The organism is Bradyrhizobium sp. 215_C5_N1_1, assembly GCF_052075935.1.
GTDB classification, from domain to species: Bacteria; Pseudomonadota; Alphaproteobacteria; order Rhizobiales; family Xanthobacteraceae; genus Bradyrhizobium; species Bradyrhizobium barranii.
In genome coordinates this window covers 8,531,113-8,552,443 of sequence record NZ_CP197228.1, presented here as the reverse complement: position 1 = coordinate 8,552,443, position 21,331 = coordinate 8,531,113, and the positions used below count along the sequence as shown (strand labels likewise).

Here is a 21,331-nt window from a genome sequence, read left to right as displayed (position 1 = left end):
GGCGAGATGGCTGATGTGACCATCATCTATTGCCGTCCCTGCGGCTACGAGAAGCGCGCCAAGGACGCCGCTGCTGCGCTGCGGCAGCATCTGGCGCTGGAGGCGGCTCTTGTGCCCGCCAAGGGTGGGATCTTCCAGGTCAGGGTCGGCGACAGCATTGTCGCCAGCCGCAGCAAGGGCCACTTTCCCGGTACCGACGAAATCGTGGCCGCCGTCACTTCCGCGTGGCACTGATCCGGGGCGGATTCCGATCGCTTCCTGAGGCCGCCACCGTCGCCGCGGCCTTTCGGCCCACCTGAAATCCCTGAACAACAGCGCCGGCCACCCCCTCTTTCGCCAGGCGGGGGCGGCCCATAGATTGACGTCGGCTTAAGTCGTGACGGAACATTGTGCGGTCGAAATCATCAAAACTTCATGGCGCCTGCGCAGGATTGCCATGGAGATTCGCGTCAGTCTTGCCGCCGAAAGCGCCAATCAGTGCATCAGGAGCCCGCAACCCTGCCTAAAATATTGAAGGCACGAGTTTTTGTTCGAATTGCTGAATTCCACTCCGCCCCAAAACGCGCTAGTGGAAGGGCATGGGGCATGCGCGATGCCGGAGCCGGCGGCAAGGGTTCGTTGAATGCCTGTGCGTCGTCCGCCTGTCCGCCGGCCACCCCGGCCGCTGAAGCGTTGTTCGAGGTCTAGATGCTGGAAGCCATACGCAGGGCGATGACGTTTCTGCGCCAGAAGCAAGTCCTGCATAAGCTTGGAGTTGTGATCAGCGTCGCGGTCATCGGCATCGCTTGCTATGTGCTCTACCACATGCTGCGGGGAATCGACGTCAACGAGGTCCTCGAAGCGATCAAGAGCACCGAGCCGAGCCAGATCGCGATGGCGGCGCTGTTCGTGGCCGCGGGCTATTTCACCCTGACCTTCTACGATCTGTTCGCCGTGCGCGCGATCGGCCACGCCCATGTGCCCTACCGCATCAATGCGCTCGCCGCCTTCACCAGCTATTCGATCGGCCACAATGTCGGCGCCAGCGTCTTCACCGGCGGCGCGGTGCGCTACCGCATCTATTCTGCCTATGGCCTGAACGCGATCGACGTCGCAAAGATCTGCTTCCTCGCCGGCCTGACCTTCTGGCTCGGCAATGCCGCGGTGCTCGGCCTCGGCATCTCCTACCATCCGGAAGCCGCTGCCGCGATCGACCAGCTTCCGCCCTGGCTGAACCGGATGCTGGCGATGATGATCATCGCGGGGCTGGTCGCCTATGTGGTCTGGGTCTGGACCCAGCCGCGGGTGGTCGGCCGCGGGCCCTGGACCGTGGTGCTGCCGGGCGGCCCGCTGACGCTGCTCCAGATCGCCATTGGCATCATCGATCTCGGCTTCTGTGCGCTGGCGATGTACGTGCTGGTCCCGGACGAGCCCAATCTCGGCTTCGTCGTGGTGGCGGTGATCTTCGTCTCGGCGACGCTGCTCGGTTTTGCCAGCCACTCGCCGGGAGGGCTCGGCGTGTTCGATGCCGCCATGCTGGTCGGCCTCTGGCAGATGGACCGCGAGGAACTGCTGGGTGGCATGCTCCTGTTCCGCGTCCTCTATTATCTCTCCCCCTTCGTCATATCTGTAATCTTGCTGACGTTTCGCGAGGTTATAATCGGCGCTCGATCGAAGCGCTTGCAGCAGGCGGCGCTCAAGCTCGACCCCGGCCCGGCGCGTGAAGCCGCCTATGTGAGAGAGCGCAGCGACACCGGCGCCTGACCGGCGCATCCCCTTTAGGAGAAGCCCGCCCCGATGGCGATCGACGCACCATCTTCTCCCTCCGCGCAGCCCTGGTCCGACCGGCTGCGGCACTCGACCGTCATCCTGATCGCCGCGGCGCTGGCGCTGTCGGTGGTGGTCTCGCTCGGCGAATTGTCGGTGATGCGGGCGGCGACGGTGTTCCTCTGCATCGCGGCCGCGGCGCTGATCCCTTGGAGGCTGCACGACAATGCCGCCTCGCGCGACGACACCCGCCGCGTCAACCCGGTCGAGAGCGCGGCGGTGGCCGCGGTCGTCGCCGGCATGCCGGATCCGGCGGTGCTGCTCGACCGCGCCGGGCGTGTCATCCATCTCAATGCCGCCGCCGCCCAGCTGGCGCCGGCGCTGCGCAAGAACGAGCTCGCCCAGTTCGCGCTGCGCTCGCCGGAGATCATCACCGCGCTGCGTGAATCCATCGCCACCACCGAGCCGCGGCGCACGACCTATCTCGACCATGTCCCGGTCGACCGCTGGATGGAGCTGACCATCACGCCGGTGCCGGTGCCGACCTCCTTCGGCGGCGCCGACAAATGCATGCTGATGACCTTCCACGACCAGACGCCGCTGCGCCGGGTCGAGGAGATGCGCGCAGACTTCGTCGCCAATGCCAGCCACGAGCTGCGCACGCCGCTCGCCGCGCTGTCGGGCTTCATCGACACGCTCCAGGGCCAGGCCAAGGACGATCCCAAGGCACGCGAGCGGTTCCTCGGCATCATGCACAACCAGGCGACCCGGATGGCGCGCCTGATCGACGATCTGCTCTCGCTGTCGCGGGTCGAGCTGTCGGCCCATGTGCGGCCCGACACCCTGGTCGACCTGCTGCCGATCATCTTCCAGGTCGCCGACGGGCTCGAGCCGCTGGCGCGGGAGCGCCAGGTCGAGGTCGAAACCCATCTGCCTGAGACCCCGGTGATGATTGCGGGCGACCGCGAGGAATTGCTCCGCCTGTTCGAGAACCTGATCGAGAACGCGCTCAAATACGGGGCGTCGGGCGGACGTGTCATCGTGTCGCTGGCCGCGGCGGCAGCCACTGATGGAACTCAGGAAATCCGGGTCATGGTCCGCGATTTCGGCCCCGGCATCGCGCCCGAGCATCTGCCGCGGCTGACCGAGCGGTTCTACCGGGTCGACGTCGGTGACAGCCGCTCGCAGGGCGGGACGGGGCTCGGATTATCGCTGGTGAAACATATTCTTAACCGCCATCGCGGCCGGCTTTTGATCGAGAGCGTGCCCAAGCAGGGCGCCGTTTTCACGGCCTGTTTTCCCCAGGCGAAGACCGCGGCCTCGACCTGATATTCAAGCGATTTCAATCGCTTGGCCGTGTCATCCAGCTGTCACGAAACCTTCGTAAAAGCACAGCCGACCGCTCCTAAAGGGGCGGCACGGGGAGCGCGATCGGGCGCGGATGGCGCTTCGCTCCCCTGTATGGAGACCACCATGAATTTCATCAAAACTATCGTCGCTGCCGGCTTGGTCGCCGCATCGGCGACGGCGGCGTTTGCTGCCGACATCACGGGTGCCGGTGCGACGTTCCCGTTCCCGATCTATTCCAAGTGGGCTGACGCCTACAAGAAGGAGACCGGCAACGGTCTGAACTACCAGTCGATCGGCTCCGGCGGCGGCATCAAGCAGATCCAGGCCAAGACCGTGACCTTCGGCGCCAGCGACGCGCCGCTCAAGGCCGAGCAGCTCGAGAAGGACGGCCTCGTCCAGTGGCCGATGGTGATGGGCGCCATCGTTCCGGTCGTCAACATCGAGGGCGTGAAGCCCGGCGAGCTGGTGTTCGACGGCGAGACCCTGGCCAGCATCTATCTCGGCAAGATCACCAAGTGGGACGACGCCGCGATCAAGAAGCTCAATCCGAACGTGAAGCTGCCGTCGGACGCGATCACCGTGGTCCGCCGCTCGGATGGTTCGGGCACCACCTTCAACTTCACCAACTATCTCGCTAAGGCCAGCGCGGACTGGAAGAGCAAGGTCGGTGAGGGCACCGCGGTCGAGTGGCCGGTCGGCGTCGGCGCCAAGGGCAACGAAGGCGTGTCGGGCAACATCAGCCAGACCAAGAACTCGATCGGCTACGTCGAGTACGCCTATGCCAAGCAGAACAAGCTGACCTACACCGGCCTCGTCAACAAGGCCGGCAAGCCGGTGCAGCCGACGGTCGAAGCCTTCCAGGCGGCCGCTTCCAACGCCGACTGGGCCAAGGCTCCCGGCTACTACGTCATCCTGACCGACCAGCCCGGCGACAAGTCCTGGCCGATCACGGCGGCGACCTTCATCCTCATGCACAAGGATGCCACCGACAAGGCAGCCTCGCAGGAAGCCATCAAGTTCTTCCGCTGGGCCTTCAAGAGCGGCGGCAAGGCGGCTGAAGAGCTCGACTACATCCCGATGCCGGACCCGGTCGTCCAACTGATCGAGAAGACCTGGGCTGCCGAGATCAAGAGCTAAGCGCTCTGTGTCCCGGACTGGGCGCCGGGATCTCACAAGACCTCCGCTCCGGATCGGCCTCGCGCCGCATCCGGAGCGCAAGACCAACAACAAGACCGACAACAAGCGTATATCAAACGGGCACAGGGGATCGGCGTGGCAGAGATGGCCGTTCAGAGCGATGTAATCGACGACGCCGGACCGTATGACCGCGCCAAGGCCTTGGGCGCCTTCAAGCTCGGCGACCTCACCTTCTACTGGATCACGCGGCTGTCCGCGATCTCGGTGCTCCTCATCCTCGGTGGCATCATCATCTCGCTGATCGTCGGCGCGTTCCCGGCGATGAAGGAATACGGCTTCGCCTTCCTGTGGACGCAGCGCTGGGCGCCGTCGGCAGATCCGCCCGTGCTCGGCGCGCTCGGCCCGATCTACGGCACGCTCATCACCTCCTTCATCGCGATGGCGATCGCCATTCCGGTCGGTCTCGGCATTGCGATCTTTCTGACCGAGCTCTGCCCGCAATGGGCGCGCCGCCCGATCGGCATGGCGATCGAGCTGCTCGCCGGCATTCCCTCGATCATCTACGGCATGTGGGGCTTCTTCGTGCTCGGCCCGTTCCTGGCCAACACGTTCCAGCCCTTCATGATCAAGATCTTCGACGGCATCCCGGTGCTGGGCGCGATCTTCGCAGGCCCGCCGTCCTATCTCAGCCTGTTCAACGCGGCGCTGATCCTCGCCATCATGGTGCTGCCCTTCATCACCTCGATCTCGGTCGACGTGTTCAAGACGGTGCCGCCGGTGCTCAAGGAAGCCGCCTACGGCGTCGGCTGCACCACCTGGGAAGTCGTGCGCAGCGTGGTGATCCCCTATACCCGCGTCGGCGTCATCGGCGGTGTCATGCTGGCGCTCGGCCGCGCGCTCGGCGAGACCATGGCGGTGACCTTCATCATCGGCAACTCGTTCCGCATCTCGTCGTCGATCTTCGCCCCGGGCACCACGATCTCGGCGGCGATCGCATCGGAGTTCGCCGAAAGCGACGGCCTGCACCAGTCCGGCCTGATCCTGCTCGGCCTGCTGCTGTTCGTGCTGACATTCTTCGTGCTCGCGGCTGCACGGTTGATGCTGATGCGTCTTGAAAAGAAGGCGGGGAAGTAACATGAACCCGATCTACGCACGCCGCCGCCGCATGGACATCGTCATCCGTGTGCTCTGCCTGGCTGCCGCTGCCTTCGGCGTCACATGGCTCGCGCTGATCCTGATGACGCTGCTCTACAACGGCATTGCCGGCCTGAACCTGGAGCTCTTCGTTGCGGACACGCCGCCTCCGGGCTCGACCGAGGGCGGCCTGCGCAACGCCATCGTGGGTTCGATCATCATGACCGTGCTCGGCGTCGGCATCGGCGCGCCGCTCGGTCTGTTCGCCGGCACCTATCTCGCCGAGTACGGCCGCAACGACCGCCTGACCTCGGTGATCCGCTTCATCAACGACATCCTGCTCTCGGCGCCCTCGATCATCATCGGCCTGTTCATCTATGGTGCGGTGGTGGTGCCGATGCGCGGCTTCTCGGCGATTGCCGGCTGCCTCGCGCTTGCGGTGATCGTCATCCCGGTGGTGCTGCGCACGACCGAGGACATGCTGCTGCTGGTGCCGAACGCACTGCGTGAGGCGGCCTCGGCGCTCGGCCTGCCGCGCTCGCTGGTGATCAAGCGCATCGCCTATCGCGCGGCGCGCTCGGGCCTCATTACCGGCGTGATGCTGGCCACCGCCCGCGTCGCCGGCGAGACCGCGCCGCTGCTCTTCACCGCGCTGTCGAACCAGTTCTTCAGCCTGGGTCTGAACAAGACGATGGCGAACCTGCCGGTCACCATCAACAATTTCGTGCAGAGCCCCTACGCCTACTGGAAGCAGCTCGCCTGGAGCGGCGCGCTGCTCATCACCCTGACCGTTCTTGCCCTGAATATTGGCGCGCGCATTCTGAGCGCCGAGAGGACCGCAAAATGAGTGATCTTTCCGTATCGATGAGCGCGGCCGGTGGTTTGCCCCAGGCGCCGGTGCTGCCCGAAGCTCCGGCCAAGGTGACGGTGCGCAACCTCAATTTCTATTACGGCGAGCACCACGCGCTGAAGAACATCAATCTGGCGCTCGGCACCAACCGCGTCACGGCGTTCATCGGCCCGTCTGGCTGCGGCAAGTCGACCCTGCTGCGCATCTTCAATCGGATGTACGACCTCTATCCGGGCCAGCGCGTCACCGGTCAGCTCATGCTCGACCAGACCAACGTCCTCGACCCCAAGCTGGACCTCAATTTGCTGCGCGCCCGCGTCGGCATGGTGTTCCAGAAGCCGACGCCGTTCCCGATGACGATCTACGAAAACATCGCCTTCGGCATCCGTCTCTATGAGAAGATCTCGAAGTCCGAGATGGACGACCGCGTCGAGAAGGCGCTGCGCGGCGGCGCGCTGTGGAACGAGGTCAAGGACAAGCTCAACGCCTCCGGCCTGTCGCTCTCCGGCGGCCAGCAGCAGCGCCTCTGCATCGCCCGCACGGTCGCGGTGCGGCCCGAGGTGATCTTGTTCGACGAGCCCTGCTCGGCGCTCGACCCGATCTCGACCGCCAAGGTCGAGGAGCTGATCCAGGAGCTGTCCGAGAACTACACGATCGCGATCGTCACCCACAACATGCAGCAGGCGGCGCGCGTCTCCGACAAGACCGCCTTCATGTATCTCGGCGAGCTGATCGAGTTCGACGACACCAGCAAGATCTTCACGTCGCCGACCGACCGGCGCACGCAGGATTACATCACCGGCCGGTTCGGCTGAGGAGACGGAACATGGGTTCTGAACATACCGCAAAGGCCTTCGACACCGACCTCCAGGAACTCACGCGCCTGGTCGCCGAGATGGGCGGCATCGCCGAGCGCATGATCGTCGATTCCGTCGACGCGCTGATCCGCCGCGACGTCGCGCTCGGCCAGCGCGTCGTGACCATCGACGCCGAGCTCGACGCGCTCCAGAAGAAGATCGAGGAGCGCGCCGTTCTCACCATCGCGCGCCGCCAGCCGATGGCGGTGGATCTGCGCGAGATCGTCGGCGCCATGCGCGTCGCGACCGATCTCGAGCGGATCGGCGACCTCGCCAAGAACATGGGCAAGCGCGTCGCGGCGCTGGAGACGGATTTCCATCCGCTCAAGCTGTTCCGCGGTCTGGAGCACATGACCGACCTCGTGCAGCAACAGGTCAAGTCGGTGCTGGACGCCTATGCCGCGCACGATCTGCCGGCGGCAATGGCGGTGTGGAAGGGCGACGAGGAAGTCGACGCCATCTGCACCTCGCTGTTCCGCGAGCTCCTCACCTACATGATGGAGGATCCGCGCAACATCTCGTTCTGCATCCATCTGATGTTCTGCGCCAAGAACATCGAGCGCATCGGTGACCACGCCACCAACATCGCCGAGACCGTGTTCTACATGATCGAGGGCCAGGCGATCACCGACAAGCGGCCGAAGGGCGACATGACGACCTTCGCCACGACGGTCCCGAACACTTAAGGAGCGACGAACACCATGGGCGCACGCATTATGGTGGTTGAGGACGAGGAAGCTCTCACCGAGCTTCTCCGCTACAACCTCGAAGGCGACGGCTATGACGTCGAGACGGTGATGCGCGGCGACGATGCCGACACCCGCCTCAAGGAGCACATCCCCGATTTGATCGTGCTCGACTGGATGCTGCCGGGCCTCTCCGGCATCGAGCTGTGCCGGCGGCTGCGCTCCCGGCCCGAGACCAAGCAGCTCCCGATCATCATGCTCACCGCGCGCGGCGAGGAGAGCGAGCGGGTGCGGGGCCTTGCGACCGGCGCCGACGACTACATCGTCAAGCCGTTCTCGGTCCCGGAGCTGCTGGCACGCGTGAAGGGCCTGCTCAGGCGCGCCAGCCCCGAGCGGCTCGCCACCGTGCTCGCCTATGGCGACATCGAGCTCGACCGCGACAAGCGTCGCGTGGCGCGCTCGGGCCGGCCGATCGATCTCGGCCCGACCGAATATCGCCTGCTGGAGTTCTTCCTGGAGCATCCCGGCCGCGTGTTCTCGCGCGAGCAGCTGCTCGACAGCGTCTGGGGCCGTGACATCTACATCGACGAGCGCACCGTCGACGTCCATATCGGGCGCCTGCGCAAGCTGCTCAATCTCGGCCGCGAGCAGGACCCGATCCGCACCGTCCGCGGCGCGGGCTACGCACTGGACGATCGCTTTGCGAAGGCGGAGCAAGCGTAAGGGGTTGCTGTGGCAGACGTGATTTAGCGGGCTGCCACCGCATCCTCGATGTCGTCCCTGCGAACGCAGGGACCCATAACCACAGGGAGTGGTTTGGCGAAGACTCGGAGTGATCATCCCGCGCAATAACTACGCGCCGGGATTATGGGTCCCTGCGTTCGCAGGGACGACACCGAGTGAGTTGAGCCGTCATCGCGTGACGGCGCCGTCTTCGTAGTCAGCTAATCCGATACCTCAGCGCGGACCCGGCTTCGCCGGCGCGCGCCGGCGATCGGCCGCGGGCTGATACGCCACGCGCGAGTGCTGGGCGCAGTAGGGCAGGCCGGAGAGCGCCTTGCCGCCGCAGAAGAAGAAATCCGGGCTCGAGGGATCGCCGACCGGCCAGTGGCAGGTGGCCTCGTTCAGCTCCAGCAGCGACAGCCGCTGGCTCATCGGCACGACGTTGTCGTAGGTGACCGGTTCGGCCTCGACCTCGACTTCGAAGGCTTGCGCCAGCGCGGTGTTGCCGCGCGCGATCGGGCGGGTCACCCGCATCATGTGCTGGGCGGGGCGTGCCTTGCGCGGCCGCGGCGCTGCCGATGAAGGGCTCTTGGCGCGGCCCGACAGGCCGAGCCGGTGCACTTTGCCGATTACGGCATTGCGGGTCACATTGCCGAGTTCAGCGGCGATCTGGCTGGCCGAAAGCCCGGCCTCCCAGAGCTTTTTCAGCTGCTCGACGCGATCATCCGACCAGGTCAAAACGGTCATTGCACCCTTTCCTTCGCCGGCGCCTGCCATCCTGGCGGCCGCACGGCGAATGCCTAAGCTTCGAAAAACCCGTGCCGCCAGAATCCCTTAAGGCTCGCCGGGCGCACCAGATGCGCCCGAACGCTTACGCCGGTACATGAGGACTTAGAGGATCAGAACTGCTGCACGAGATGTCGTATCTGACAAGCCAAACGCTACAATATGGCGTGACTCACGCGCAAGAGTCCGCCGACTCGCTTCCACATGTTCCGTGGCGGAAATACGCAAAATCGCCACCGCAAGACTACGGATTCTGCGTTTCGCGAGGCTTTCCGGGCGGCATTGACACCGGTTTCACCAGGCATAAGATAGTCTCGCGTGCCGCCCTTAAAAGGCGGCACGTTTCGTTTTCCGGGCCGGTCAATGGTGCGTTGCGCAATGCACGCTCACGCCGTCCGCAACATTCAAGTGATCGTCATGACTAACAGCGCAGCGCCGCATTTGCTCCCCGTTTTCGCCAGGTCCGACCTCGGTTTCGAGCGCGGTGAAGGCTGCTGGCTGATTGCGACCAATGGCGATCGCTATCTCGATTTCACCTCGGGCGTGGCGGTGAATGCGCTCGGCCATGCTCACCCTGCGTTGGTCAAAGCGTTGCAAGAGCAGGCCACCAAACTCTGGCACATGTCGAACCTGTTCCAGAGCCCGGACGGCGAGAAGCTCGCCGCGCGTCTGTGCAACGAAAGCTTCGCGGACTTCGTGTTCTTCTGCAATTCCGGCGCCGAAGCGCTGGAAGGTGTGATCAAGCTCGTCCGCCATCATCACTTCTCCAAGGGTCATCCGGAACGTTACCGCATCATCACCTTCGAAGGCGCCTTCCACGGCCGCACGCTGGCAACGCTCGCCGCGACCGGTTCGGCAAAATATCTCGAAGGGTTTGGCCCGCCGATGGACGGCTTCGACCAGGTCCCGCATGGCGATATCGACGCCGTCAAGAAGGCGATCGGTCCGCAGACCGCCGGCATCCTGATCGAGCCGATCCAGGGCGAGGGTGGCGTGCGTTCGGCAACGCCCGCCTTCCTGAGGGCGTTGCGCCAGCTCTGCGATGAGAAGGGCCTGCTGCTCGCGTTCGACGAGGTGCAGACCGGCATGGGCCGCACCGGCGATCTGTTCGCGCATCGCCGCACCGGCGTCACGCCTGACGTGATGTCGCTGGCCAAAGCGCTCGGTGGCGGCTTCCCGATCGGCGCGGTGCTGGCGACCGCGGACGCGGCTGCCGGCATGGGGCCCGGCTCGCACGGCTCGACCTTCGGCGGCAATCCGCTCGCGATCTCGGCTGCCAACGCCGTCCTCGACGTCATGCTCAAGCCCGGCTTCTTCGATCACGTGCAGAAGATGTCGCTGCTGCTCAAGCAGAAGCTCGCCTCCGTGATCGATCGTTATCCTGACATCGTCAGCGAAGTGCGCGGCGAAGGCCTTCTGATCGGCATCAAGGCCGTGGTGCCATCAGGCGATCTCGGCGCGGCATTGCGCAACGAAAAATTGCTCACGGTCGGCGCCGGCGACAATGTCGTGCGCTTCCTGCCGCCCTTGATCGTCACCGAAGCCGAAATCGAGGACAGCGTCGGGCGGCTCGAGCGCGCCTGCGCCGCGATCTCGTCCAGTCAGACCAAGCGGGCGGCGAGCTGATGAGCAAGTCCCCGAAGCACTTTCTGGATATCAACGAGCTCCCGTTGTCGGAGCTCAAGAGCATGCTCGCGGCCTCCTCCGCCATGAAGGCGAAGCAGAAAGCGCACCAGCCGGTGAAGCCGCTGGAAGGCAAGACGCTGGCGATGATCTTCGAGCGTCCCTCCACGCGCACCCGCGTCTCGTTCGACGTCGCCATGCGCCAGCTCGGCGGCGAGCCCATCATGCTGACCGGCGCCGAGATGCAGCTCGGCCGCGGCGAGACCATCGCCGACACGGCGCGCGTGCTGTCGCGCTATGTCGACGCCATCATGATCCGCATCCTCAATCACGAGGCCCTGCTGGAGCTGGCGGAATATGCGACGGTGCCCGTCATCAACGGCCTGACACGGCGCTCGCACCCTTGCCAGGTGATGGCCGACCTCATGACCTACGAAGAGCATCGCGGCCCGATCGAGGGCAGGACGGTGGCCTGGACCGGCGACGACAACAACGTGCTGGCGTCCTGGGCGCATGCCGCCGAGCGCTTCAAGTTCAAGCTCAATGTCGCGACGCCGCCGGAGCTTGCGCCGAAAAAGGTAATGCGGGACTTCATCAAGGCCACCGGCGCGCCGATCGTGCTCGGCACCGATCCCGAGGCCGCCGTGAAGGGGGCCGACTGCGTCGTCACCGACACCTGGGTGTCGATGGGCGACAAGGAAGGTGAGCACCGTCACAACGTGCTCAAGCCCTATCAGGTCAATTCGAAGCTGATGTCGCTGGCCAAGCCCGATGCGCTGTTCATGCATTGCCTGCCCGCCCATCGCGGCGAGGAGGTCACCGACGAAGTGATCGACGGCCCGCAATCGGTCGTGTTCGACGAGGCCGAAAACCGCCTGCATGCGCAGAAGGGCATTCTGGCCTGGTGCTTTGACGCGGTGAAGTAATCTCACTTGTAGCCCGGATGGAGCGCAGCGAAATCCGGGTTTGTGTCCGCAGTTGGAGTGGTCCCGGATTGGGCTACGCTCCATCCGGGCTACGCGGGCTATCGCGTAATCCTGTGGCTATGGGTCCCGTATCAGCGCTTTGCGCGCGCCGGGACGACATCGAATTTGCAGGATCCTGAGCGATCATAAGTGCATCCGGAACACACCACCCTTGAGCCCTCTTCCATTTTCCTCCATCGACCCCAGATAAAGCGCCATGGTTTCCCAATCCCCTGACATGAATACCGGGCCTGAAGGCCCGGTTCGCGCACCATCAGCGGTTCCCATCGATGACGCCGTGCTGCCTTACGAGGTCGACGCACTCGACGTGCGCGGCCGCCTCGTGCGGCTCGGTCCCGCGCTCGACGAGATCCTGACCAAGCACGATTATCCCGCTGCCGTGGGCAAGCTGCTCGGCGAGGCCATCGTGCTGACGACGCTGCTCGGCTCGGCGCTGAAGTTCGAGGGCCGCTTCATCCTCCAGGCCCAGACCGACGGTCCGGTGTCGTTCCTGGTCGTCGACTACATGGCGCCGGATCGCCTGCGCGCCTATGCGCGCTACGATGCCGAGCGCCTCGGCGAGACAAAAGATTCCGGCACGCTTCTCGGTAACGGTCATCTCGCCATGACCATCGACCAGGGTCCCGACATGAGCCGCTACCAGGGTCTGGTCGCGCTCGACGGCGGCAGCCTGGAAGATGCCGCCCACGAATATTTCCTGCGCTCCGAGCAGATCCCGACGCGCGTGCGTCTCGCGGTCGGCGAGGAGTGGCGCTCGAACGACGGCGGCAAGCATCGCTGGCGCGCCGGCGGCATGCTGATGCAGTTCCTGCCGAAGGCGCCCGAGCGCGCGCGGCAGGCCGATTTGCATCCCGGCGATGCGCCCGAAGGCGCGGAGGTGCATGCTGTCGCCGAAGACGACGCCTGGGTCGAGGCGCGTTCGCTGGTCGAGACCGTCGAGGACGTCGAGCTGATCGACCCCGAACTCTCCGGCGAGCGGCTGCTGTTCCGCCTGTTCCACGAGCGTGGCGTGCGCGTGTTCAATCCGCTGGTGCTGAAGGCGCAATGCTCCTGCTCGCGCGACGCGGTTGGTGCGATGTTGAAGAGCTTCTCGCCCGACGACCGCGCCGCCATGGTCAAGGACGACAAGGTCGTCGTGACCTGCGAGTTCTGCTCGTCGGTGTACCAGTTCACGCCGCACGAGGCCGGCGTGGAAGACGCGTAGGCGTCGCATCCTCCGTCGTTGCGCGCGCAGCGAAGCAATCCAGTCGTAGGGTGGGCAAAGCGCAGCGTGCCCACTATCTTATGCGCCACGTTTGGAATGGTGGGCACGGCGCTTTGCGCCTTTGCCCACCCTACGGCGCCTACGGCACCGGGCTAATTCAACACCCGCTTGTTGTCCGGGCTGTCCAGCGAGAACGTCGGCACGTCGATCTCGAAGCGTTCGCCGCTTTCACTGACCATCTGGTAGCGGCCGGTCATGAAGCCCGAGGCGGTCGCGAGCGGCACGCCGGAGGTGTATTCGAAGCGCTCGCCGGGAGCCAGGGTCGGCTGCTCGCCGACGACGCCCTCGCCCCTGACCTCCTGCTGGCGGCCGGTGGCGTCGGTGATGATCCAGTGCCGCGTCTTCAGCTGCACGGTTTCGTCGCCGGAATTGGTGATGACGATGGTGTAGGACCAGAAATAGCGGGAGCGGTCAGCCGACGACTGCTCCGGAACAAAGTTCGGCTCGACGGTCACTTCGATCTGGCGGGTCACGGCGCGATACATGGCGGCCATCATAACGAAAACCCGGCCGGGAACCAACGCCCGCAGGCGGTTTTGGTGACATCGTGCCGCCAGAATTGCCGAGGAAGTAGACCCAATGTGATCCGGCCGCTTTGCGAGACGACGGCCGGACCTGTACACTCCATGACACGTCGCGATTTGCGGAAGGGTTTCGAACCCCCGATGACCATTGCCGACCAAGTGACGGGATCGACGATCGCGGGAACCGGCAAGCCTGCGGAGGCCAGACCTGCGGAGGCGAAGCCGCGCTCCGCCGCGCCGGCCATCACGCTGCCCGCCATCGGCGAGCGCGAGCTCCGGCTCGACCTGTTCCGCGGGCTCGCGCTGTGGCTGATCTTCGTCGACCATCTGCCGCCGAGCCTTTTGACCTGGTTCACGATCCGCAATTACGGCTTCAGCGACGCCACCGAGATCTTCATCTTCATCTCCGGCTACACCGCGGCGTTCGTCTACGGTCGTGCCATGCTCGAAAGCGGCTTCGTCGTCGCCACCGCGCGCATCCTGCGGCGCGTCTGGCAGATCTATGTCGCCCACGTCTTTCTGTTCACGATCTTCCTCGCCGAAATCTCCTACGTTGCGACCAGGTTCGAGAACCCGCTCTACACCGAAGAGATGGGCATCATGGATTTCCTCAAGCAGCCCGATGTCACGATCGTGCAGGCGCTGCTGCTGCGCTTTCGTCCGGTCAACATGGACGTGCTGCCGCTCTATATCGTGCTGATGCTGGCGCTGCCCTTGATCTTGTGGCTGATGAAATGGCGGCCCGACGTGACGCTCGGCCTCTCGGTCGTGCTCTACGCGGTGACCTGGGAATACGACCTCTATCTGTCGGCCTATCCGAACGGCTTCTGGGCGTTCAATCCCTTCGCCTGGCAATTGCTTTTCGTATTCGGTGCATGGTGTGCGCTCGGAGGTGCGCGACGCATGTCGCGCATCCTGGCGTCCCGCGTCACGATGTGGATATCGATCGCCTATCTCGTCGCGGCGTTCTACGTGACGCTGACCTGGTATGTGCCGCAGCTCTCCCACTTCATGCCGAGGCGGCTCGAGCAGTGGATGTATCCGATCGACAAGGCCGATCTCGACGTGCTGCGCTTCACGCATTTCCTGGCGTTCGCCGCGCTCACCGTTCGCTTCCTGCCCCGGGAATGGCCGGGCCTGAAATCGCCCTGGCTGCGGCCGCTGATCCTCTGCGGCCAGCATTCCCTCGAGATCTTTTGTCTCGGCGTCTTCCTCGCCTTCGCCGGCCATTTCATCCTGGCCGAAGTCTCCGGCGGCGCAGCCATGCATGCGCTGATTAGTCTCTCCGGAATCCTGATCATGTGGGGCGTTGCATGGGTGATTTCGTGGTACAAGCGCGTGGCTGACAAGAGCGGTGCGAAAACCAAAAACGCCGTCGGCAACGCCGATCTGGCGGGAGGGGGCTGATGAAGGCGAAGGTTCTCCTGAGCCTGGTCCTGCTGTGCGGTAACCTCGCCGCGCCCCTGGCGCGCGCGGGCGATGCCGTGCCGGCTGCTCCGGCCGCGCCCCCGGCCTGCGAATTGCCATCCTATCTGCTCACCACTGAAAGCCAGCTTCCGAGGGTCGCCGATGCCATCAAGGCCGGCAAACCGCTCGAAATCCTCGTCATCGGCAGCCGTTCGACCACGATTCCGGCCTCGGAGGACAGCTCCTATCCGGCGCGCATGCAGGCCATCCTGCAGGACAGGCTGCTGCCGTCGGAGACCGTGCACGTCTCCGTAGAAATACAGAGCAAGAAGACGGCCGAGGAGGCGGCCGCCACCTTCGTTAAGCTGATGGAAGCAAAAAGGCCTACTTTGGTCATCTGGCAGACCGGGACTGTGGATGCTATCCGAGCGATTGATCCCGATGATTTTCGCGGGGCGGTAACCGAAGGGGTTTCCGCGCTGCAAAAAGCAGGGGCTGACGTCGTGTTGATGAACTTGCAGTACAGCCCGCGTACCGAAACCATGATCTCGGTGCCGCCCTATCTCGACAATATGCGGGTGGTGGCGCAGGAGCATGACATCCCGCTGTTCGACCGTTTCGCGATCATGCGGCAGTGGAATGATCAGGGTCAGTTCGACCTGTTCAGCCCGTCCCGCGGGCCAGAGCTGGCGAAACAGGTCCATGACTGCCTTGGCCGGGCGTTGGCACAGTTTGTGATCGACGCAGCCCATCTGGGGCCGGCCCAGCAGCAAAATTGAGGTCTAGCGTTAATGAGTTCTCTCCGCCCTTTTTGGTTGACTGCATGGCTGGCTGCGCCCGCGGCGGCTCTGCTGCTCCTGACGCCGGTGTCGCTGGCACCAGTGCAGGCGCAGGCCACGCAGGCAACGCCCGCGCCGCAGCAGGCCGCTAGTCCGGCTTCCGCTTCGCCTTCCCAGACCACCGTCGCCGCGACGTCCCACGAGCAGCGCGGCGTGACCGCCCGCGCCATCGACAAGGTGAAGCAGGTCGCGAAATCCGCCGGGGACATTTTCAGCCGCGTGCCCTGCCTCACGCCGAAGGGTGGCTCGAAGGCGATGGGCTCGCTGCCGCATGTCGCGGGCAAGCTCGTCGCCGGCAAACCCGTCGTGATCGTCGCGTTCGGCTCGTCGTCGACGGCAGGCTATGGCGCGAGCTCGCCCGATTTCAACTATCCGAACCGTCTCGCCGCGCAGCTCCGCCGGCAATATCCGACCGCCGACATCACCGTCATCAACGCCGGCGTCGGCGGCGAGGACGCGCCCGAGATGATGAAGCGCCTCCAGAAGGAGGTGATCGACGTGCATCCGGATCTCGTGATCTGGCAGGTCGGCACCAATGCGGTGCTGCGCAATCTCGATCCCGGTGACACCGCCAAGATGGTCGAGGACGGCATCTCCCGCATCCAGGCCGCTGGCGGCGCCGACATCGTGCTGGTCGATCCGCAATATTCGCCGGCCGTCAACCAGCGCAAGGAGAGCGCCGGCAAGATGGTGCACCTGCTCGGCAAGGTCGCCGAGCTCCGTCACGTCGGCATCTTCCCCCGCTTCGAGGTGATGCGCGACTGGCACGAGAATCAATCGATCCCGGTCGAGAGTTTCGTGATCGCCGACGGCCTGCATATGAACGATTGGGGCTATGCCTGCTTCGCGCAGATCCTCGGCGACGACATCATCCGCTCCGTCGGCCAGATCAAGCTCGGCGTCAACGTGCCCGCCGACGTGCGGACGTATCGGCCGATGTAGCTCGGTGCCGTAGGGTGGGCAAAGGCGCGCTCTTCGCGCGCCGTGCCCACCATCTATCGGCGATATGATCGTGAATGGTGGGCACGCTTCCGCCTTCGCTCTTCGAGCTACGGCGGACAAGTCGCTTTGCCCACCCTACGTTCCGAGCTCGTGAAGCCCTCACGCCTTCTCCAGCGCCGCAGTCAGATCCTCGATCAGATCATCCGCATGCTCGAGCCCCGCCGAGAAGCGGATGAAGCCCTCGCTGATTCCGAGCGCGGCGCGGTCTTCCGGCTTGAGGCGCTGATGCGTCGTGGTCGCCGGATGCGTGACGAGGCTCTTGGCATCGCCGAGATTGTTCGAGATTTTTGCAAGCTTGAGCTCGTTGAGCACGCGGAACGCACCCTGCTTGCCGCCCTTGACCTCGAAGCCGACCAGCGTCGAGCCGCCGCGCATCTGCTTCTTCACGAGAGCTGCCTGCGGATGATCGGCGCGGCCGGGATAGACCAGGCGCGAAATCTTCGGATGGCTCGCCAGCACGTCGGCGATGCGTCCCGCCGTCTCGGTCTGCGCGCGCACGCGTACGCCGAGCGTTTCCAGGCCCTTGAGCAGGACCCACGCGTTGAACGGCGAGATCGACGGGCCGGTCTGGCGCATGAAATTGTGGATGTGCTCGGCGATGAACGCTTCCGACGACAGGATGATGCCGCCGAGACAACGGCCCTGGCCGTCGATGTGCTTGGTCGCGGAATAGACCACGACGTCGGCCCCTAACGCGAGCGGGCTCTGCCAGATCGGCGTCGCGAACACGTTGTCGACGACGAGCCGCGCGCCGCCGCTGTGCGCGATCTCGGCGATCCCTGGAATGTCGAGCACGTCGAGCGTCGGGTTGGTCGGGCTCTCCAGGAAGAACGTCTTGGTGTTCGGCCGCAAGGCGCGCTGCCACTGGTCGAGATCGGCTCCGTCGACCAGCGTCGTCTCGATGCCGTAGCGCGGCAAGAGATCCTGAATGACGTAGAGACAGGAGCCGAACAGGGCGCGCGAGGCCACCACATGATCGCCGGCCTTCAGCGGCGCCAGGATCGCGGTCGTCACCGCGGCCATGCCGGTCGCGGCCGAGCGGGCGGCTTCGGCGCCTTCGAGCTCGATCATGCGGCGCTCGAACATCGAGATGGTCGGGTTGGAATAGCGCGAATAGATGAAGCCGGGGTCCTCGCCCTTGAACCGCGCCTCGCACTCCTCGGCGCTGTTGTAGACGTAGCCCTGGGTCAGGAACAGCGCCTCCGACGTCTCGCCATATTGCGAGCGCAGGGTGCCGGAATGGACCAGGCGGGTTTCGGGACGGTATTGCGTGGTGGACGCCGGGGACTTCGACATAGGACCTCCTCTGCGTGACCATCGAAAATGGTCACAAAAAAACCGGCCTGGATAACTTCCACGGGCCGGGATCACAGAGGTCCCCGGCCTGTTTAGCGACTTATTTAACGTGGCTGCAAGCCGGCCGGCTCAAATCACCACGGGATAAGTGATGCTCATATTCCGCAATGGCCTTTCCGTCAAGGCGTCCATCGGATAGCCGTAAAAGGCTGCTATTTCCCGCATGTCCGGATGCATTTGACCCCTGACGAGGACCCCCGGTTGAGCTTCACGGTTGCCGCCGACGCCAATGGTATCCTGCCCGACCGCATGATCGCGGCGATGGCGAAGGCGGGCCTCATCCTGCCCGCTTATGACTTCGTCGAAAGCCAGATCCAGCCGGCGAGCCTCGACCTTCGCCTCGGCGACATCGCCTATCGCGTTCGCGCCAGCTTCCTGCCGGGTCCCGGCGCGACCGTCGCCGAGCGCATCGACGAGTTAAAGCTGCACGAGTTCAGCCTCGCCGATGGCGCAGTGCTGGAGACCAACTGCGTCTACATCGTGCCGCTCTTGGAAAGCCTGGCGCTGCCGCCGGAGATCGTCGCCGCCGCGAACCCGAAAAGCTCGACCGGCCGGCTCGATGTCTTCACCCGTGTCATCGCCGACGGCACCCGACGCTTCGACATGATCGGCGCCGGCTATCACGGCCCGCTCTACGCCGAGATCAGCCCGAAGACGTTTCCGGTACTGGTCAGCGAGGGCTCGCGCCTGAGCCAGGTACGCTTCCGCACCGGAGATGCCATCCTCAACATCGACGAGCTCGAGGCGCTGCATGCGACCGAGCGTCTCGTCGATCTCGACGATGCCGATCTCACCGGCGGCGTTGCCGTCTCCGTCGACCTCTCCGGCGAGAAGGCCAACGGCTTCGTCGGCTATCGCGCCAAGCGCCACACCGGTGTCGTCGACGTCGACCGCCGCTCCGGCTATGCGGTGGAGGATTTCTGGGAACCGATCTCGGCGCGTCCCGACGGCAGCCTGATCCTCGACCCCGGCGAGTTCTACATCCTCGCCTCCAAGGAAGCCGTGCAGGTGCCGCCCGACTACGCCGCGGAGATGGTGCCGTTCGATCCCCTGGTCGGCGAGTTCCGCGTGCACTATGCCGGCTTCTTCGATCCCGGCTTCGGCTATGCCGGAGCTGGCGGGCAGGGATCGCGCGCCGTGCTCGAAGTGCGCTCGCGCGAGGTGCCGTTCATTCTCGAGCACGGCCAGATCGTCGGCCGTCTCGTCTACGAGAAAATGCTGGCGCGCCCCGACGCGATGTACGGCCAGCGCATCGGCTCGAACTACCAGGCGCAGGGCCTCAAACTATCGAAGCATTTTCGGGTGTAGCTCCACACTCTACTGTCATGCCCCGGCTTGACCGGGGCATCCAGTACGCCGCAGCCCCTCGATTGACTACTGCCGGGATGCAAGCTGAAATCCGGCTGCATGCGAGGTGGCGAGATGAGTGTTCAATCCGAACTCGACGCAAGAATCCTCGACGACGTCGCGGACGCGCTGATCTATTCGGATCGCTCTGGCACCATCACGCGCTGGAATCGTGCATCGACCGCCTTGTTCGGCTTCTCCGCCGACGAAGCGCTCGGCCAGAACCTCGATCTGATCATTCCCGAACATCTGCGCGCCGCGCACTGGAAGGGCTTCGAAGCTGCGCTTGCCACCGGGGCGATGAAGCTTGCGGGCAGGCCGACGCTGACCCGCGCGCTGCACCAGAGCGGACGCAAGCTCTACATCGAGATGACCTTCGCGCTGGTGCGCGATGCCGGTGGTGCCGTGGTCGGATCGGTCGCGATGGCGCGCGACGTCACCGAACGCGTCGAGCGCGAGCGTGGGGCCAGGCTTGCGCAAAATTCGTGATGCGGAATTGACGGGCTGGCGTGCAGGGCGCTCTGCCTGAGCGTCAGGTTGCCTCGTACAGGTCGCAGTGACACACTCGATCAAAACAACGATCGGGAGCGAACATGACCGCCGCAACAGACGCAGCACAAGAAGCGCAATGGAAGCGCTGGCGCGCGGTCGCCGACCTCTATCACGCCTATTTCACCGGACTCATCCTCACCGTCGTCACACGGCGCGGCACGGCGGATGCTGCCGAATTCGTCTTCCGCGTGTTTCGCCGCCAGCAGCAGGAGCGCTTCCTGCCGGGGCTCGAAAAGCTCGGTCTCAATCATCTGCCGCCGGCGGTGGCCGCCGCGCAATATCATTATCTCTCCAACTGGATCGGCGGCGTGCATGTCGAGTACATGTATGAGAGCGACCGCAAAGCCTGGATCCGCTATCCGCCGCCGCGCTGGATCTGGAAGGGCACCGCGATCTGCGGCGTGCCGGGTGAGGTCAGCCGCGCGATGCTGCGCGGCTGGCACGCCAACAATGGCGTCGCGCTCGGCGATACCAGGCTCGGCTTCGTCTGCACCAAGCAGAGCGTCGACGGTCAGGATGGGCTCGAAGGCTATTATTATCAGTACGACCACCAGCTCGGGCTGGATCAACGCCTGGTGTTCGCGCGCCATCTGGAAGCGCCGTTGTTCGACGCTAAAGCCGCGCCTGCCTTGCCCGTCGCGAGTTGGCCGAAGCCGCGGCTGGAAAAGGCCTACCGCAACTACGCGATGGAATATGTGCGCACCGCCGCGCCCGTCATGGTGCAATTGTTCGGCCCCGAAGACGCCGGCTATCTCCTGCACCTCACTGGCAAGCTGATCGGGATGCAGTATTTTGACGAGGTCGCCGCGGCGCTGTCTATGAGCCGTGGTGGCGCCAGCGAGTTCGCAGCGTTCCTGAACGCTCTGTTTGCCGCGCAGGATGACGCTGCCGAGACGACGGCATCAGAAGGCACGTTTGAATTTCGTCAGCAGAGCTGGAAGCTGATGGATGACGTCGCCGACTATCATCGCGTCTGCACCAGGGTGCTGGAAGGGTTGTTCGAGGGGCTCGCTGCCGGATGCGGGCGGCACATCGGCGTGCACCTGCGCCCGACAGCGGGCGGTCAGCCGCCGCTGGTGTGGACCATTGAGTAATTCCATCTGTTGAAATGCGCTGCCGCAGGGCACGCCTGCATCCGGCGCAGGAGGAATCGGCAATTGTC

Annotated in this window: 21 protein-coding genes and 1 riboswitch; of the genes, 18 read left to right on the top strand and 3 right to left on the bottom strand. The window is 64.7% G+C overall.

Features of this window, described 5'->3' with window-relative positions; all coding sequences use genetic code 11:
* Window positions 1–6: 6 nt before the first annotated feature.
* From AB7G19_RS41285 to phoB, 9 genes are all read left to right on the top strand, one after another.
* On the top strand, window positions 7–234 hold the full coding sequence (locus tag AB7G19_RS41285) for an Rdx family protein (protein WP_085399615.1): 228 nt from the start codon (window positions 7–9) through the stop codon (window positions 232–234).
* 453 nt (window positions 235–687) lie between these two features.
* A complete protein-coding gene (locus AB7G19_RS41280; protein WP_063979882.1) occupies window positions 688–1,743 on the top strand; it encodes a lysylphosphatidylglycerol synthase domain-containing protein in 1,056 nt (351 codons plus the stop codon).
* A gap of 33 nt (window positions 1,744–1,776) precedes the next feature.
* The gene (locus tag AB7G19_RS41275) at window positions 1,777–3,075 is read left to right on the top strand and encodes an ATP-binding protein (RefSeq protein WP_085399616.1); all 1,299 of its coding nucleotides are present in this window, start codon (window positions 1,777–1,779) and stop codon (window positions 3,073–3,075) included.
* 144 nt (window positions 3,076–3,219) lie between these two features.
* Complete coding sequence (gene pstS, locus AB7G19_RS41270; RefSeq protein ID WP_063985930.1) at window positions 3,220–4,233, top strand: phosphate ABC transporter substrate-binding protein PstS; 1,014 nt, start codon at window positions 3,220–3,222, stop codon at window positions 4,231–4,233.
* Window positions 4,234–4,377: 144 nt separating this feature from the next.
* On the top strand, window positions 4,378–5,367 hold the full coding sequence (pstC, locus tag AB7G19_RS41265) for a phosphate ABC transporter permease subunit PstC (RefSeq protein ID WP_085399617.1): 990 nt from the start codon (window positions 4,378–4,380) through the stop codon (window positions 5,365–5,367).
* 1 nt (window position 5,368) lies between these two features.
* A complete protein-coding gene (pstA, locus tag AB7G19_RS41260; protein WP_063979879.1) occupies window positions 5,369–6,214 on the top strand; it encodes a phosphate ABC transporter permease PstA in 846 nt (281 codons plus the stop codon).
* Window positions 6,211–7,032 carry a phosphate ABC transporter ATP-binding protein PstB gene (pstB, locus tag AB7G19_RS41255; protein WP_063979878.1) on the top strand — a complete coding sequence of 274 codons (822 nt, stop codon included), beginning with the start codon at window positions 6,211–6,213 and terminating at the stop codon, window positions 7,030–7,032. The genes pstA and pstB overlap by 4 nt, the downstream gene beginning before the upstream one ends.
* 11 nt (window positions 7,033–7,043) lie before the next feature.
* Window positions 7,044–7,760 (top strand): phosphate signaling complex protein PhoU, encoded by a 717-nt coding sequence (gene phoU, locus AB7G19_RS41250; RefSeq protein WP_028155152.1) that lies wholly within the window; start codon window positions 7,044–7,046, stop codon window positions 7,758–7,760.
* 15 nt (window positions 7,761–7,775) lie between these two features.
* Window positions 7,776–8,483 (top strand): phosphate regulon transcriptional regulator PhoB, encoded by a 708-nt coding sequence (gene phoB / locus AB7G19_RS41245; protein ID WP_441268802.1) that lies wholly within the window; start codon window positions 7,776–7,778, stop codon window positions 8,481–8,483.
* Window positions 8,484–8,717: 234 nt separating this feature from the next.
* On the opposite strand, the gene AB7G19_RS41240 is transcribed toward phoB, so the two are convergent.
* A complete protein-coding gene (locus AB7G19_RS41240) occupies window positions 8,718–9,230 on the bottom strand; it encodes a GcrA family cell cycle regulator (protein ID WP_014491301.1) in 513 nt (170 codons plus the stop codon).
* 456 nt (window positions 9,231–9,686) lie between these two features.
* Here AB7G19_RS41240 and AB7G19_RS41235 point away from each other — a divergent pair, with 456 nt between their 5' ends.
* The 3 genes from AB7G19_RS41235 to AB7G19_RS41225 all read left to right on the top strand — a co-directional run bounded on the left by AB7G19_RS41235 (window position 9,687) and on the right by AB7G19_RS41225 (window position 13,082).
* Window positions 9,687–10,895, top strand: coding sequence for an aspartate aminotransferase family protein (locus AB7G19_RS41235; RefSeq protein ID WP_085399637.1), 1,209 nt, complete (start codon window positions 9,687–9,689; stop codon window positions 10,893–10,895).
* On the top strand, window positions 10,895–11,818 hold the full coding sequence (gene argF, locus AB7G19_RS41230; RefSeq protein ID WP_014491303.1) for an ornithine carbamoyltransferase: 924 nt from the start codon (window positions 10,895–10,897) through the stop codon (window positions 11,816–11,818). The genes AB7G19_RS41235 and argF overlap by 1 nt, the downstream gene beginning before the upstream one ends.
* 256 nt (window positions 11,819–12,074) lie before the next feature.
* Window positions 12,075–13,082: an Hsp33 family molecular chaperone gene (locus AB7G19_RS41225; protein ID WP_085399618.1), complete on the top strand. Its 1,008-nt coding sequence runs from the start codon at window positions 12,075–12,077 to the stop codon at window positions 13,080–13,082.
* Between the two features lie 152 nt (window positions 13,083–13,234).
* Here the strand turns inward: AB7G19_RS41225 and apaG are convergent, their stop codons facing one another.
* Entirely contained in the window at window positions 13,235–13,627 is a 393-nt protein-coding gene (apaG, locus tag AB7G19_RS41220) for a Co2+/Mg2+ efflux protein ApaG (RefSeq protein ID WP_014491305.1), read from the bottom strand.
* 180 nt (window positions 13,628–13,807) lie between these two features.
* Between apaG and AB7G19_RS41215 the strand changes: the two genes are divergently transcribed.
* The 3 genes from AB7G19_RS41215 to AB7G19_RS41205 are packed head-to-tail and all read left to right on the top strand — an operon-like array spanning window position 13,808 to window position 16,854.
* The gene (locus AB7G19_RS41215; RefSeq protein WP_028155148.1) at window positions 13,808–15,073 is read left to right on the top strand and encodes an OpgC domain-containing protein; all 1,266 of its coding nucleotides are present in this window, start codon (window positions 13,808–13,810) and stop codon (window positions 15,071–15,073) included.
* Window positions 15,073–15,852, top strand: coding sequence for an SGNH/GDSL hydrolase family protein (locus AB7G19_RS41210; protein ID WP_063979875.1), 780 nt, complete (start codon window positions 15,073–15,075; stop codon window positions 15,850–15,852). Before AB7G19_RS41215 ends, AB7G19_RS41210 begins: the two co-directional genes overlap by 1 nt.
* A 12-nt stretch (window positions 15,853–15,864) precedes the next feature.
* Window positions 15,865–16,854, top strand: a complete 990-nt coding sequence (locus tag AB7G19_RS41205) for an SGNH/GDSL hydrolase family protein (protein ID WP_071909137.1) — start codon at window positions 15,865–15,867, stop codon at window positions 16,852–16,854.
* 159 nt (window positions 16,855–17,013) lie between these two features.
* Here AB7G19_RS41205 and AB7G19_RS41200 read toward each other — a convergent pair whose 3' ends face one another.
* Complete coding sequence (locus AB7G19_RS41200) at window positions 17,014–18,210, bottom strand: O-succinylhomoserine sulfhydrylase (protein ID WP_085399619.1); 1,197 nt, start codon at window positions 18,208–18,210, stop codon at window positions 17,014–17,016.
* Window positions 18,211–18,281: 71 nt separating this feature from the next.
* Window positions 18,282–18,361, bottom strand: a riboswitch (SAM riboswitch).
* Between the two features lie 80 nt (window positions 18,362–18,441).
* Between AB7G19_RS41200 and AB7G19_RS41195 the strand changes: the two genes are divergently transcribed.
* From AB7G19_RS41195 to AB7G19_RS41185, 3 genes are all read left to right on the top strand, one after another.
* A complete protein-coding gene (locus AB7G19_RS41195) occupies window positions 18,442–19,578 on the top strand; it encodes a 2'-deoxycytidine 5'-triphosphate deaminase (protein WP_094183942.1) in 1,137 nt (378 codons plus the stop codon).
* Between the two features lie 114 nt (window positions 19,579–19,692).
* Complete coding sequence (locus AB7G19_RS41190) at window positions 19,693–20,106, top strand: PAS domain S-box protein (protein ID WP_085399638.1); 414 nt, start codon at window positions 19,693–19,695, stop codon at window positions 20,104–20,106.
* A 104-nt stretch (window positions 20,107–20,210) separates the two neighbouring features.
* Window positions 20,211–21,263 (top strand): hypothetical protein, encoded by a 1,053-nt coding sequence (locus AB7G19_RS41185; protein ID WP_085399620.1) that lies wholly within the window; start codon window positions 20,211–20,213, stop codon window positions 21,261–21,263.
* Window positions 21,264–21,331 lie beyond the last annotated feature (68 nt).

Bases quoted from the DNA above. Each gene is read 5' to 3' on its own strand.
- pstC (WP_085399617.1), top strand. From the start codon at position 4,378: ATGGCCGTTCAGAGCGATGTAATCGACGACGCCGGACCGTATGACCGC.
- AB7G19_RS41200 (WP_085399619.1), bottom strand. From the start codon at position 18,210: ATGTCGAAGTCCCCGGCGTCCACCACGCAATACCGTCCCGAAACCCGC.
- pstB (WP_063979878.1), top strand. From the start codon at position 6,211: ATGAGTGATCTTTCCGTATCGATGAGCGCGGCCGGTGGTTTGCCCCAG.
- AB7G19_RS41195 (WP_094183942.1), top strand. From the start codon at position 18,442: ATGCATTTGACCCCTGACGAGGACCCCCGGTTGAGCTTCACGGTTGCC.
- AB7G19_RS41285 (WP_085399615.1), top strand. From the start codon at position 7: ATGGCTGATGTGACCATCATCTATTGCCGTCCCTGCGGCTACGAGAAG.
- AB7G19_RS41185 (WP_085399620.1), top strand. From the start codon at position 20,211: ATGACCGCCGCAACAGACGCAGCACAAGAAGCGCAATGGAAGCGCTGG.
- apaG (WP_014491305.1), bottom strand. From the start codon at position 13,627: ATGTATCGCGCCGTGACCCGCCAGATCGAAGTGACCGTCGAGCCGAAC.
- AB7G19_RS41205 (WP_071909137.1), top strand. From the start codon at position 15,865: ATGAGTTCTCTCCGCCCTTTTTGGTTGACTGCATGGCTGGCTGCGCCC.
- phoU (WP_028155152.1), top strand. From the start codon at position 7,044: ATGGGTTCTGAACATACCGCAAAGGCCTTCGACACCGACCTCCAGGAA.
- AB7G19_RS41210 (WP_063979875.1), top strand. From the start codon at position 15,073: ATGAAGGCGAAGGTTCTCCTGAGCCTGGTCCTGCTGTGCGGTAACCTC.
- AB7G19_RS41240 (WP_014491301.1), bottom strand. From the start codon at position 9,230: ATGACCGTTTTGACCTGGTCGGATGATCGCGTCGAGCAGCTGAAAAAG.
- phoB (WP_441268802.1), top strand. From the start codon at position 7,776: ATGGGCGCACGCATTATGGTGGTTGAGGACGAGGAAGCTCTCACCGAG.
- pstS (WP_063985930.1), top strand. From the start codon at position 3,220: ATGAATTTCATCAAAACTATCGTCGCTGCCGGCTTGGTCGCCGCATCG.
- AB7G19_RS41235 (WP_085399637.1), top strand. From the start codon at position 9,687: ATGACTAACAGCGCAGCGCCGCATTTGCTCCCCGTTTTCGCCAGGTCC.
- AB7G19_RS41275 (WP_085399616.1), top strand. From the start codon at position 1,777: ATGGCGATCGACGCACCATCTTCTCCCTCCGCGCAGCCCTGGTCCGAC.
- AB7G19_RS41215 (WP_028155148.1), top strand. From the start codon at position 13,808: ATGACCATTGCCGACCAAGTGACGGGATCGACGATCGCGGGAACCGGC.
- AB7G19_RS41280 (WP_063979882.1), top strand. From the start codon at position 688: ATGCTGGAAGCCATACGCAGGGCGATGACGTTTCTGCGCCAGAAGCAA.
- AB7G19_RS41225 (WP_085399618.1), top strand. From the start codon at position 12,075: ATGGTTTCCCAATCCCCTGACATGAATACCGGGCCTGAAGGCCCGGTT.
- argF (WP_014491303.1), top strand. From the start codon at position 10,895: ATGAGCAAGTCCCCGAAGCACTTTCTGGATATCAACGAGCTCCCGTTG.
- pstA (WP_063979879.1), top strand. From the start codon at position 5,369: ATGAACCCGATCTACGCACGCCGCCGCCGCATGGACATCGTCATCCGT.
- AB7G19_RS41190 (WP_085399638.1), top strand. From the start codon at position 19,693: ATGAGTGTTCAATCCGAACTCGACGCAAGAATCCTCGACGACGTCGCG.